At 52.0% G+C, this 14034-nt stretch carries 7 protein-coding genes; 4 read left to right on the top strand and 3 right to left on the bottom strand.

All coding sequences use genetic code 11. The features are described 5' to 3' along the window. Positions 1-14 precede the first annotated feature (14 nt). Complete coding sequence (locus tag A5320_RS01855) at positions 15-6257, bottom strand: type I polyketide synthase (RefSeq protein WP_068060165.1); 6243 nt, start codon at positions 6255-6257, stop codon at positions 15-17. 833 nt (positions 6258-7090) lie between these two features. Further along, the gene (locus tag A5320_RS01850; protein WP_068060162.1) at positions 7091-8020 is read right to left on the bottom strand and encodes a LytTR family DNA-binding domain-containing protein; all 930 of its coding nucleotides are present in this window, start codon (positions 8018-8020) and stop codon (positions 7091-7093) included. A 242-nt stretch (positions 8021-8262) separates the two neighbouring features. On the opposite strand from A5320_RS01850, the gene A5320_RS01845 reads away from it, so the two are divergent. Both A5320_RS01845 and A5320_RS01840 read left to right on the top strand, forming a co-directional pair. Beyond that, positions 8263-10386 carry a TonB-dependent receptor plug domain-containing protein gene (locus A5320_RS01845; RefSeq protein ID WP_068060159.1) on the top strand — a complete coding sequence of 708 codons (2124 nt, stop codon included), beginning with the start codon at positions 8263-8265 and terminating at the stop codon, positions 10384-10386. A gap of 174 nt (positions 10387-10560) precedes the next feature. Then, positions 10561-11016 carry a hypothetical protein gene (locus A5320_RS01840; protein ID WP_068060158.1) on the top strand — a complete coding sequence of 152 codons (456 nt, stop codon included), beginning with the start codon at positions 10561-10563 and terminating at the stop codon, positions 11014-11016. On the opposite strand, the gene yhbY is transcribed toward A5320_RS01840, so the two are convergent. Further along, positions 11013-11309: a ribosome assembly RNA-binding protein YhbY gene (yhbY, locus tag A5320_RS01835; protein WP_068060155.1), complete on the bottom strand. Its 297-nt coding sequence runs from the start codon at positions 11307-11309 to the stop codon at positions 11013-11015. The two genes, A5320_RS01840 and yhbY, sit on opposite strands and share 4 nt — an antisense overlap. Positions 11310-11392: 83 nt before the next feature. Between yhbY and rlmE the strand changes: the two genes are divergently transcribed. Both rlmE and ftsH read left to right on the top strand, forming a co-directional pair. Then, entirely contained in the window at positions 11393-12022 is a 630-nt protein-coding gene (gene rlmE / locus A5320_RS01830; protein WP_068060152.1) for a 23S rRNA (uridine(2552)-2'-O)-methyltransferase RlmE, read from the top strand. 54 nt (positions 12023-12076) lie between these two features. After that, positions 12077-13993 carry an ATP-dependent zinc metalloprotease FtsH gene (gene ftsH / locus A5320_RS01825; protein ID WP_068062834.1) on the top strand — a complete coding sequence of 639 codons (1917 nt, stop codon included), beginning with the start codon at positions 12077-12079 and terminating at the stop codon, positions 13991-13993. Positions 13994-14034: the final 41 nt, after the last annotated feature.

Genomic DNA, 14034 nt, shown 5'->3' with positions numbered 1-14034 from the left:
ACGTTGTTTCCTGCTTAGCAGCCGGGTTCAGCCGCCAGTTCTGCCAGCTGCACCTGTGCCAGTTGTTCAATCGATGGACCGGCCAGTAATGCCATACTGGAAATCCCCAGTCCTAATTGCGTCAGTAGCTGTTTACTCAACTGGTTGGTGGTCAGCGAATCCACCCCTAGTTGGGTCAGGCTGACTTTTACATCTACCTGGGGCGCCTGGTAGCGCAGCAGCGCGGCCACTTGTTGTTGCAGGGCCTGCTGCAGCGCTTGTTTACGTTCTGGCAGTTCCAGGCTCATCAGCTGTTGTCGGAAAGCCCGGCCAGCACTGTGCTGCTGGCCAAATTGCTGCACAATCTGACTAAAACGACCCGAGCTGCGGGCCGACTGATTGGCGTTAAACCAAAGTGGCCATTCGATGTCCATAATTCCAAGCTGGGTTTCGTCGCGATTCAGCGCCTGTTGCAGCTGTTCAAAGGCATAGAGATCAGCAATGGCATGAACGCCCTGTTCGGCCAAAATGGTACGCACCTGCTCGTCGCGGGCGACCATTCCTGCGCCGGCCAGCGCCCCCCAGTTCACCGAAAGCGCCGGTAAGCCCTGACGACGCCGCCAGTGGCAGAGCTCATCGAGGAAATTATTTGCGATGACATAGTTGGCCTGCCCCGGATTTCCGACCAAAGCCGACACCGACGAGCAACAGATAAATCGTTGCAACTGGCCTTGCGGCAGAGTCGCAAGCGCCTGATGCAGGTGCAGACTGCCCAGTACTTTTGGCGCCAGCACCTTTCTGAAGTCAGTTGCGGTTAAATCTCGCAGATAGCCATCGGCCAATACGCCAGCGCAGTGCACGACCACCCGCAGCGGCTGTTGTGGCTGATTGGCAAGCGCAACCGCCCGGTGCACAGCCGCAGCGTCGGTGACGTCCAGGGCAACAATGTCTACCTGCACACCTTGGTGTTGTAACTGGCGCAGGCTGGCAGCGTCGATTTGACCACTGCGGCTGGCCAGCACCAGCCGTGAAGCCCCCCAGCTCGCCAGTTGCCGGGCGAGTGCCAGACCAAAACCAGCGGTCCCCCCGGTGATTAACACCGAACTGCCGGGAGCTAACCAGGGGGTGGTCACCGGTGCTAACAACAGCAGTTGTTGCTGTTGCAGCTGCACCGCGCTGAATTCGTTGTTGCTGTGGTCAGTTTGTGCCAGCAGTGCTGCCGGGCAACAACTGGCTTGTGGCATTGCGTCGTGATGGTCGCGGATAAATTGCAGCGCTGTATTTAGCAAACCAGCATGGGCAGGCAAGCTGGTCAGGGCGTCTAGCGCCGGTTGCCACAGATTTTTTTCACCCATTGGCTCATTTGCCTGCACCGGCTGCTGACTCAAATCAATCAAACTGCCTTGTTCGGTGACAAAACGCAGCAACTTGGAGCGGATCTCCGTACCCGCAGCTGAAATCACCAGCGCAAAAGGCGGCTGCTGTTGTAATGGCCGGAAGAAACTCAGGTCGTGGCAGCCAAAATGTTGGATATCAGGGTTTTGATGGTCCGTTGGTTCGTTGGCTGGTTGATCGCTTAATACGGTCACCTGAAGTTGCAAGTGCGAGGCCAGGTGAACCAGCGCCTGTTGCAGCGGTGGTGGCAGATCGGCCAACAGGATCCTGCTGTGACTGGCAGGCTGCAGCAGATGAGTCAGACAATAAAAGGCTGCGGCATAATGCGGCAACTGGCCAATCTGACCGGTGGGGAAACCAGCCGGCAGTGGCAATAACTGGCTGGCATTGGCCAGCACCTGGCTGGATAAACGTTGTGGCTCCATGCTGCACAACACCAAATCGCCTTGTTGCAACAACAGCGGGTTGGCTTCAGCGATCACCGGCAACTGGTGCACCTTAGCCACAGCCAGCAATGGGGCGGCTTCGCCTTGCCAATAGGCTGGAGCCAACGCAGCAGTCTGCACGCTCAGACTGACATGCTGATCGCCAGACTCGGGGGCGGTTACCTGACTCCAGGCCACCAAATCAGCGGTTAGCGCCCGCAGTTCGACGGCTTGTGCGGTACTGCCCTCGGTTTGTTGCCACAGGTCAACGTCGGCTGGTTGCGCGGTGAGTTGTCGCAGATAACGCTGCGCATCGCGCCAGGCAGTGTCGCTGGCCTGATCGCGAATTTGCAGCTCCTGCAGCACTTGTTGCAGTTGGCTGCGGGTATCGCCGCTCAAATCCAGGTTCTGACAAAACACCATCGGGTATTCATTGATGATGGCGGCGCTTAACCCGGCCAAAGTGGCCTGCGCCAGTGCGGTATTCCGATCGGTTGGCAATACGTGACAAGCTGCAACAGTAAAACGCAGATAACGCCAGCGCCGTTGTCCATCGTCCAGCGCGGCCAGCAATTGCCGGCTGATTTGTGCCTGGACTGTGAGTTGTTCAACCAACATTTCGCCAAGTAATTCAGGGCTTTGTGCCAATGCCACACCGCTGAAATCCAGTAGGACTTCGGGCTGTTCCCGTAACTGCACAGGCAACCGGGTGCTGGACTGCGACAATAATTCTCCATCAGGGAGGGTCGTGATGAGCTGCAATAAGGCGGCAGCACTGTACGTGCGTACCGTCACACCACGTTGTTGCAAAGCGGCAGCGCAACCAAAGGCCAGCTCACTGCCATCGTCAATCAACAGGACCTGGCGGGGTAAAGGGTGTTCAGCGGGGCTGCCTGATTGCGCGAACCATTGCAACTGATAATTCATTGGGTTTTGCACTTGCTGACGTGAGCCACTTAGTTCGATCGCCCGGCATTCCAGTTGTTCCAGCAACAAACACAGCTCGCCGACTTCATTGTAAAGTTCCAGCTGGCACCACAGGCTGCGACCGTTTTTTTCCAGGATCCGGCAGCGGCTGTAACACAGCTCACCAGGTAACTGCAGCAGGGTTAACCGGCTACAACTGTTGGGAACATACGCCGGTCCGTCGCTGATGGCCGCCAGCAATGACTGAAAAGCACCATCCAGCAAGGTTGGGTGCAGCAGATATTGCCCGGCCTCCTGCTGCGCAGCTGTACCTGATTTCAATCTCGCGATCACGCCATCCGGGGTGGTTTTCAGCGCGGTCAACGTCTGAAAGGCCGGGCCGTAATTCAGCCCGATACTTGCTGCATGTTGATAAAACGCCTGCACCTGTGCCGGGTTTTCTGTCAGCGTTAACAAATCTTCGCCGCTAAGTTCAGGTACCGGCACCGGGAACTGGCAAAATGTGGCACTGGCGTTGAGCTGCCACTGACTGAACTTGTCTGCCTGATCACGGCTGTACAATTCAAGTTTTCGCTCGGTACTGTGGTAACGCAGTTCGGTTTTCAGCACCGCCTGCGCCGGGACTTGCAGCATTTTTTCAATCTGGAATTGCTCCAGTGTCAAACTGGCACCACCGCCCAATTCCGCCGCTGCGCAAAATATCGCGTCGATGATGCCAGCACCCGGAAATACCACGGTGGCGTTGACCTGGTGTTCGGTCAGGTATGGCATAAAATAACGGTTGATTTCGCCGCCCCAGCCTGTACCAGCGCCGGGCAGTTGTTCATTCAGGTACACTGCACCCGAGCGGCCAATCCGCCGTTCGACCGAACGGCCCGATTCCCGCCATAAGTGTTCCCGTTGCCACGGGTACAGCGGCAGTGCGACATAATGCGCCAGCGGACCATAAAATGCCTGCCAGTTAATAGCGCCGCCCTGACAGTAAAAGTTGGCCAGTTCCTGTTGGAAAAACCGCTGTTCATCAGCTTTTCGTTGCAAACTGGCTAGTTGCACCAGTTCAAGCGATTGCTGTTGCATCAGCTCGCGGATATTGTTTTTTAACACCGGGTGCGGGCCGAGCTCTAAAATTGCGTCTGGGGTCAGCTGCAGCACTGATTGCAGGCCTGCTGCAAACAACACCGGTTGCCGGACATTCTGCCACCAGTAACCGGCGCCCAGTTCTTTGCCTGAAATCAGTGCACCTGTGACGGTCGACACCAGCGGGATGTTGCCGGGCCTTGGGCGTATATCTGCCAGCACCTGCAGCAATTCAGTCCGGATCCCGTCCATCTGGCTGCTGTGATAGGCAATTTCTACCTGCAGCGCCCGGCAAAACACCTGTTGTTGTTCCAGCTGCAGTTGCAGGGCTTGCAACTGGTCGCGCGGGCCTGCGACAGTGAGCGCTGTCGGACTGTTAATCGCGGCAATTTCGACCGCAGGAAAATCTGCTAATAACGCCTGACAGCTGACTTCGTCGAGTCCAACGGCCAGCATCGACCCTTGTAGTTCGGAGCATTGTTGTTGCAGGCGGCTGCGGTGAAAACTGACTTTACAGGCATCGTCCAGGGGCAAAGCCCCGGACAAATAAGCGGCAGCGACTTCACCCACACTGTGGCCAATCAACACGGTTGGCTTGACGCCGTAGTGCGCCCATAATTCAAATAACGCCACTTGCAAAGCGAAATTGGCCGGTTGTGCCACCTGTGTTTCTGCCATGCGCGAACTATGTTGGTCTTTTTGCATTTCGCTTAAAATCGACCAGCCGGAGATTTCACGAAATACCTGGTCGACCCGTTCCAGCGCATGCCGGAATACCGGTTCAGCCTGATAGAGTTGTTGACCCATACCCCACCACTGCGGGCCCATCCCGGTACACACCATCGCCACCCGCGTCAGTTGTGGCTGGCTCTGATTGAGGTTGAGTTCGGTGTTCTGCTGTTGCAACACTTGTAGTTGTTGCAGTAAGTCAGTGGTATTTTCCGCCAGAATACAAAACCGATGACTTAAGGCTGACCGGCGTTCGCTCAGGCTGTACACCAAATCAGTGAGTTTGATGTTGTCCGATTGTTGCAGTAGTGCAGTAAAACGTTGCAATACCGCTTGCAAGGCCCGACCAGAGCGGGCACTGAAGGGCACCAGCATCAAGCGATCCTGCTGTACGGCACCACCGGTAGGATGCTTCCGTTCAGCTGCGCTGGCGCTTCGGACAATGACATGGCCGTTACTGCCACCATAACCAAAAGAATTCACCCCGATATAGTGGGTTTTTTCGCGCTCAAGCGGCGTTAGTTCGGTGACCACTTTGAGTGGTAGCCGATCAAAAGGGATTTCCGGATTGGGGGTGTGAAAGTGCAGATTGGCTGGCACTTGTTTTTCCCGGGCGATCAAGCAGGCTTTAATTAATCCAGCCATCGCTGATGCCGCTTCAGTATGGCCAATATTGGTCTTCACCGAACCCACCAGGCAAGGCTGGTTGAGTGGTCGTCCGGCGAGTGCCCGGCCCAACGCATTGATTTCCAGCGGATCACCGGCGCGGGTGCCTGTGCCATGCGCTTCAATATATGATAAATCGCTGGGGGCTACGCCGGCGCGGCCATAAACCTGTTGCAGCAACTGATATTGCGCATCCGGGTTTGGCAGTGATATCCCTTTGGTTTGTCCGTCCTGATTAATACCGGTTTCAACAATGACGGCATGAATGTTGTCGCCGTCTTTCAGGGCATCGGCCAATGGTTTAAGTAGTACCATACCAGCGCCTTCGGCACGGACGTAACCGGCGGCGTCCGCATCAAAAGCTTTGCAACGGCTATGATGGGATAAAAACTGGCCTTTGCTCATCACCACCGGATAATGCGGTGTCATCATGGCATTGGCACCGCCAACCAGTGCCATATTGCAGTCACCGCTGCGCAAACTTTGTACCGCCAGATGCAATGCCGTCATTGACGCCGAGCAGGCCGTATCAACGGTAAAGCTGGGGCCGGTTAAATCAAAAGCGTAAGAGATGCGGTTGGACAGCAGCGCCATCGTGACGCCAAACGCGGTATGTGAATCGGTTTCATAGAGGTTGTCGCCATCCAGCTGAATCGCTTTATTGTCGATGGCAAAAGCACCAATAAAAACCCCGGTGGTTTTTTGCCGGGCTTGTAGTTGGGTCAGACCCGCATCTTCCAGTGTTTCCCAGGCGACTTCGAGTAACAAGCGTTGCATCGGATCTATCACTTCGGCTTCTTTGGGTGACATCTGAAATGGCTGCGGGTCAAAATGGTCCAGCCGCTGTGAAATAAAGCCCCCCTGGCGAGCGTAGGTTTTGCCAGACTTTTGCGGGTCGGCGTCATAATATTTGCGAATATCCCAACGTTCAGGTGGCACGTCGACAATTCCGTCCACCTCGTTTTGCAGCATTTGCCAAAATGCCTGCGGGTTGTCTGCGCCGCCAGGAAAACGGCACCCCATGCCAATCACCGCGATCTCTGTAGTCCGTGCTTTCACCTTTGCTCTCCTTTTGTGCTTAATGGCCTCTGGCCGTTGCTGGACTGTGTCTGGCCGGGTTAACGGACCAACGTTTGGCAACCTTGTGATGAAACGATGGCCAAATGCGGCAGCGAGGATAACAAAGCCAAATTGGTCGCCAGACAAGCGGAAGTTGAATGTCAAATAAAAATCAATTTTCCGTCTCATATATATTAAAGCGATGACTGTGCGGGGTTAGAACGAGGCTGTTATTGCCCACTGGCGCATGAATGGGCGGTCATCTGTGGGATGAAATTTCGATTAAATAGTGGTGAAGGACAGTTAATTGGATCGTCCGGTCGCCAGAATGACATTAATTGGCTGCCGTAACCGGCTCGAAGTCTGTTCATTGGCCAGCGCTGCAGCATTTGGCGGGCCTGCTCAGCCCGCATTTGTCTACATTTTCCGATTGCCACAGCTGAAAAGAGCTTGATTCATTAAAATTAAAAGTTGCCAACTGCCGCTGGTTTGGGCTAGACGCTGTTGGCTACTGTTTTCAAGGAGGGGATATGGCGCAGGAAATAGATAAGATCTGGTACTCGGAACTTCTTTGGCAGGCTTAATCGGCAACTTTGTTGATTAGCCGATATCAGGCGATGCGCTCTCGGCCCAATTTGTTTCGCCAATGTGATATCACTTTGCCACACCAGATGCAGCGATCAGTAGCGGCGAGGCAGGCCGAGTAATTGGCTGGTCGACTGGCGGTTCGATATTTACAATGTTGCAGGGACAATATTTTTGGCGTCAACAGCAGTTGTTTACGCTGGTGTTGCCGCTGTCTTTAAACTAGCCAGTGTGGTGTGAGCACGCGGTCATTCGTTCGCACGCTGCTGTAACAGCTCTGTCACGTTCGCCAGTTGCTGGCGGCTGACGGGGATTTTACTGCCATCATACAAAATTAATTGGCCCTGCCGACCCTGGCGGGTCAGTTTTTTCACCACAGCCAGATTGACCCAATACGAGCGGTGCGGCTGAAAACCGCTGTTGGCAGGGAGCGAAGCCACCGCATCTTTCAGGCTACTGAGGATCAAAGCACGTCCCTGAGTGGTGACCACTAATAAATAATGTAGTTCTGCTTTCAGGTAAAGGATGTGTCCACGACGGTCCACTGGTAACTGACGCTGAAAACCGGCAAAAGCATCGTCATCCGGCAGCGCTATTTGTCGACCAAAATTTTGTGGGGGCTCTGTGGCATGATCGCCCAATGTGGTAATAAAAGGGGGCGGGGTGAATGCGGTAGATGAGAATGGGGTGGTTGTGACGGGGGCATTGCCCGTCATCACGGACGCTGGTACTGCCCGGATCATCCGCCAGCCTAGTAACCAGGGGGCATTGGCCGCAAGCCAGCCGATGGTCACCATAGGTGCAATAGCGACGATTTCAGTTAACCAAGCCTCTAGCCAGCTTTCCCATCGATAATAATGTGGGTTCAAACCCATCCAGACATCCACCAGCAACGCCGGACCGGCAAATAACACACTGGCAAAAATGCCACAGCACAATAGTTTCACCCAAGGCGAACCTTGCTGGAGTAACGCTATTTTTTGCAGCCATTGCTGACAAAACATTAATAACGACACTGGCGCCAGTCCCTGGAATAACCAGATCCCTAGTAACTGTGGCAAGGCAAGTGCCTGTGGATTACTGTCGAGTAAGGCAAATAACAACGCCAAAATAAAACCAATTGAATAGAAATAGATTTTTGGGTCCATCTCATTTTTAGCAAAATCAGCAACCAACATGTTAATCAGGCTTCCCTTTGTTGTTCGGTTGATGCACCAGCGGGTTTGTTGTCTGCCCGTTGGTGCAAAAACCTGCCCACTGGTGTAACTGTCACCGAACTGACTTTTCGTCCTCAGTATCCTAAGACGCGATACCAAAGTCGACTTCTGCTCGATTGAGGTTACGTTCTGGTTAGTTAAATGTGTTTGACATGTAGTTTTTAGTTTATCTGATTTGACGATCAGTAATCCATGGAGGTTTTATGAAATTTCATCACAAACCGGTTCCTGTTTGTGCCTTGCTGGCGGGTCTGATGTTCCAGCTTCCCGTTTGTGCTGAGCAAGTTGAGCCAACCAGCGCATCGCTTGATGATGCTGAAGCAGCTGCCAAAGACGACATCGAGGTGGTGCAGGTGCTGGGGCGCCGGCCTTTTGGTTTGAAACTGGGGAGTGAGAAAATTCTCAATGTGGCAGGGGCCGGTAATGACCCGCTCCGGGCTCTGGAAGCCTTGCCCGGGGTGACGCTGGCAACACCCGCTACCGGTGGGCCAGTGGCACGTCCGGCAATCCGCGGCAGTTCGCCGGTTGACAACGAATATCAGACTGATTTTTTGCCGGTCGGTTATGTATTTCACAATGATGGTTTGAGCACTATCAATCCGTTGCTCATTCAAAGTTTTAGCTTGTACAGCAGCAGTTGGGATCCACAATACAAAGATGCCACCGGTGGGGTGATTGTCACCGAATTGCGGGATCCGTCGTTTGACCAATCTGGTTGGTTTCTTGACGTCGGCGCCATTCGATCGTCGATGTTGTACGAAGGTCAGCTCAGTCCAGACACTGCGTTTTATTTTTCGCTGCGACAAAGTTTTATTCACCTGTATATCGATAATTTTATTGAAGATGAAGAGTTTGATTTTTCCACTCCGCCGAAAAATAACGACTTTCAGAGCAAACTGGTGTGGGATATCAATGACACAAATCAGCTGCGGGTGATTGCCACAGGGGCCAAAGACAAAGTACGGCGACGGTTTGATGAAGGCAGCCGGGACGTGGCGAAAAATCCCGACTTAGCCAGCGGTGAAGGTTATGAAAGCAGTTATCAGCAGTTGGGTCTGTTGTGGGATAATCAGAGTTCGCTTGGCGATAGCAAGCTGGGACTGAACTTTCTCAAGCGTTCAGAAGAAATTGCCGAAGGGATTTCCTGGAATCTCGATAATGATATCAGCGAATGGCTGATCAAATCGGCGACGGTCAGTTCGCTGGGTTCTGCTGAACTCCATTGGGGGGCAGAATTGAAGCAACAACAAATTGATTGGGTGGCCATGGGCCGAGCCCAGCCTTGTAATCCGGAACTGAATGTTTGTCCGCCAGGTTTTTACGCGCCTATCCGCAGTGAAAATGCCAGTGTTGATGTGCAATTTATTAGTGGCCATTTGAACTATCACCAGCCGCTGAACGAGAACTGGTGGCTAAAAGCCGGGGTGGCTCTGGATCAGAATGATTTTACCGATGAATCTTTTGCTGAACCGCGTTTGGCATTGACCTGGCAAATTCATCCGGACTGGCAGCTGGATCTGACCGCAGGAAAGCACCACCAATGGTTTCGTCGGGTCGAAATGCTATCGGCGGTGTTTGGCAATCCAGAGCTGGAACTGGAACAGGCCGATCATCTGGGTCTGGGGCTGGAGCATCGCATCTCTTCGCTGTGGCGCTGGCAACTGGATTTATATCATAAAAAGCTGGATAAATTATTTGTCAGTAATCCAGCAAGGCAAGCTACTGACTTGTCGCAATCGGTCAATGTGCAGTTACCCGCCTATTTAAACGGTGGCAGTGGCAAGGCCAGTGGTGCCGAGTTTCTGCTTAACCGCGACCAAGCGGATGGCTGGTATGGCTGGTTGAGTGTGGGTTACGCCAAAACGGAACGTCACAATGACCTGACAGGGCAGGACTTCAACTATGAATGGGATATTCCGTTGATTATCAACGTCGTGTTGAATTATGAGTGGGATGAAGCCTGGCAGGTGGGCATGAAATGGCGGTATCAGAGCGGCCGGCGTTTCACTGAGATTTTTGGTGCCAAACCGGTATATCCACAGCAAAATGGTCAGCCAGACCAAAGCAAACCGCCTATTTTTTATGATCCGATAGAAGGTGAGTTAAATGGCGGCAGACGTAATGCCCTGCACCGGCTGGACGCCAGGGTTGATTATCGCACCCAGTGGGGCCAGTACCCGGTGACGATGTATTTTGAAGTGCTGAATCTGTATGGTAGTAAAACCGTGCAGGAGCAGGAATGGAATGCGGATTACAGCAGTTATGAAGACGACTACGAGTTTCCGGACTTTCCATTTCCGGGACTCGGCATCACAGTGCGGTTTTAATTCACAGCTGAAGCTGATACCAGACTCCGCCACGGCGGAGTGCTGGTTAGGCGGACCAGCATGCGGGTCAACGTGTCATGTTGAACGGTTGCGATATAATGCCTATGACGGTGAAATCTACCTGCAGATTTGATAATGTACAGCAAATGGAAGGCAATCAGCTGAGGCCGTATTGTGCGTTATCAAAAACCTTATTTATTAAAACTGCAAGATCGTAGCCTTTGGGTGACTGCACAAGGGGTAGCAACACTTCATAACACCCGGGAATATATCGCAGAATTTACCACGCTAGTTAGTGGTCTCGTTCAGCAACCTTGGGCGCTGGTATTAGATTTGCGTGGTTGGCAACCCAGTCCGATGGAAGTTTTTGAGTTACTCCGGCAGCATAGCCGTTGGTGTTTCGCGCAGCAGTTGTTACACGTTGAAATTATTCAGCCAGCCGACCCGCTGCTGGTATGGCAGTATCTGAAGGCAACCGAGGTCGAAAGACCAGACGCGTTAGTACGAAATTTTGCTGTGGATGAAACCACAGCGCGCCTGTCATTGCAGGCGGCGGGTTTTTTAACTGCAGATATGACCGATGCAGCACTGTTGCCTGAAGTGGAAACAGTCGCCATGTCACAGATTTAACCGCGTGGCAGGATCAGTTTTTTCTCTTTGGCAGCGCGATATAACACCAGAATGTGTCCTATGGTCTGCACTTTGTCGGCTTTGGCTTCACGGACAATGGCGTCCATCACCGCAACTTTTTCTTCCCGATCAATGCTCGGGACTTTGACTTTAATCAGTTCATGATGCTCCAGCGCCAGATCAATTTCTGCCATCACACCTTCCGTCAGACCATTACCACCTAACAGGATGATTGGCTTTAATTCGTGTGCTTTTGCTTTTAAAAACTGTTTTTGTTTGTTAGATAAACTCATTTGTGGACTTTTTCCATTGGGAAAGCTTGAAATTACCATATTGTACCGCCATCTTGCATGGAAGACCATTTAAGAGTAGTTCCATGACCAAGAAAAAACGTTCTGCCAGTTCATCCAGATGGCTGCAGGAACATGTAACCGACCCTTTTGTACAAAAAGCGCAAAAATTAGGGTTACGATCACGCGCTTCTTTTAAGCTTGATGAAATTCAGGCGAAAGACAAACTAATCAAACCAGGTATGACAGTGGTTGATTTAGGCTCTGCACCAGGTAGTTGGTCGCAGCTTGCGGCAGAAATGGTGGGCACCGAAGGTTGTGTGATTGCCTGTGACATTCTGCCGATGGATCCATTGGCCGGCGTTGCCTTTTTACAAGGTGATTTTCGGGAAGACGCCGTACTCAATGCTTTGCTTGAGCGCATTGATGGCCGCAATGTCGATGTGCTGTTGTCTGATATGGCGCCGAATATGAGTGGGAATGCCACTGTCGACCAGAGCCGTAGTATGTATCTGGTGGAATTAGCGCTGGAAATGTGTGGCAAAGTATTGAAGAAAAATGGCAGTTTTGTGGTCAAAGTATTTCACGGCGATGGGTTTGATCAATTCGTTCTCGACGTTCGTAATGTATTTAGCACTGTACGGATCCGCAAGCCCGATTCGTCGCGTTCACGTTCGAGCGAGACTTATATCGTAGCGACCGGCTTCAAACTCTAGTAAAGTAGCAACAGAAGCATTTTCTGGTAATAAGAGGTTATGACCTTGAGTGACATGGCAAAGAATTTAATGGTTTGGTTGGTGATCGCCGTCGTATTAATGACGATGTTCAACAGCTTTAGTCCCACCGATCGTACGGAGCGGCAAACCAGCTATACCCAATTTATCTCCGATGTGAAGTCAGGTCAGGTCCGCGAAGTGAAAGTGGATCGTACCGGTGCTGTCACTGGCGTGAAACGTGATGGTCAAACTTTTCAAACTGTGATCCCAGGCGGCTACGATGATGGTCTGTTAAAAGACCTGATTGAAAACGGCGTTGATGGCACCGGCGTGCAGCCTGAAGAAGGCAGCTTACTGGGCCAGATTTTCATTTCCTGGTTCCCGATGTTGTTATTGATCGGCGTCTGGATTTTCTTTATGCGCCAGATGCAAGGTGGTGGTGGCAAAGGTGCGATGTCCTTTGGTAAAAGCCGCGCACGTCTAATGGGCGAAGACCAAATCAAAACTACTTTTGCGGATGTTGCCGGTTGTGACGAAGCCAAAGAAGAAGTGTCCGAATTGGTTGATTATTTAAAAGACCCATCACGTTTTCAAAAGCTGGGTGGTCGTATTCCAAAAGGCGTGTTGATGGTAGGCCCGCCGGGCACAGGTAAAACGTTACTGGCCAAAGCTATTGCCGGTGAAGCCAAGGTGCCTTTTTTCACGATCTCTGGTTCAGATTTCGTTGAGATGTTTGTTGGTGTGGGTGCCAGCCGCGTGCGCGACATGTTTGAACAAGCGAAAAAAGCCGCTCCTTGTATTATCTTTATCGACGAAATTGATGCCGTTGGCCGTCAGCGTGGCGCCGGTTTAGGTGGTGGTCATGATGAGCGTGAACAAACCTTAAACCAGATGCTGGTTGAAATGGATGGTTTTGACGGTAACGAAGGCATCATCATTATTGCTGCAACCAACCGTCCTGATGTACTGGATGCTGCTTTATTGCGTCCTGGTCGTTTTGACCGTCAGGTGGTTGTTGGCTTGCCAGATGTGCGTGGCCGTGAACAAATTCTGAAAGTTCACATGCGTAAAGTGCCATTAGCTGACGATATCAAAGCTAGCGTGATTGCCCGTGGTACCCCAGGCTTTTCAGGTGCGGACTTAGCGAATTTAGTCAACGAAGCTGCGTTATTCGCTGCTCGTAACAATCGCCGTGTTGTCAGCATGGATGAGTTTGAAAAAGCCAAAGACAAGATCATGATGGGCGCCGAACGCCGCTCGATGGTGATGTCTGAAGCTGAAAAAGAAATGACTGCCTATCACGAAGCAGGCCATGCCATAGTAGGTTGTTTAGTCCCTGAGCATGATCCGGTGCACAAAGTGACCATTATTCCACGTGGCCGTGCATTAGGTGTGACCTTCTTTTTACCGGAAGCCGATGCCATCAGCGTCAGCCGCCGCAAACTGGAAAGCAAAATCTCAGTTGCGTATGGTGGCCGTCTGGCAGAAGAGCTGATTTATGGCGGTGAAGCGGTTTCGACCGGCGCTTCGCAAGACATCAAATACGCGACTTCGATTGCCCGCAATATGGTGACTCAGTGGGGCTTCTCAGAAAAACTGGGCCCATTGTTATATGCCGATGAAGAAGGTGAAGTGTTCTTAGGCCGTAGCATGGGTAAATCCAAGCAAATGTCTGATGAAACTGCCAGCCTGATTGATAACGAAATCAAGTCGATCATCGACCGCAACTATCACCGTGCAAAAGATATGATCGAACAGAATATGGACATCCTGCATGCGATGAAAGAAGCGTTAATGCAATATGAAACCATTGATTCTAAACAAATCGAAGATTTAATGGCACGCCGTGAAGTACGTCAGCCAGAGCATTGGGAACCAAAAGATAAAAAGCCTGGTGCTTCTGATGGTGACAATACTGAATCAACTGGTCCGGTTGTTGACGACAAACCTGCAGAAAGCCATAGCAGCTGATTTTCAACTGCAGTGCCTGAAGGCAACTACAAAACCCCGGC

The sequence above is a fragment of the Rheinheimera sp. SA_1 genome (genome assembly GCF_001669775.1).
GTDB lineage: Bacteria > Pseudomonadota > Gammaproteobacteria > Enterobacterales > Alteromonadaceae > Pararheinheimera.
This window is presented reverse-complemented; position numbering and strand designations above follow the sequence as displayed.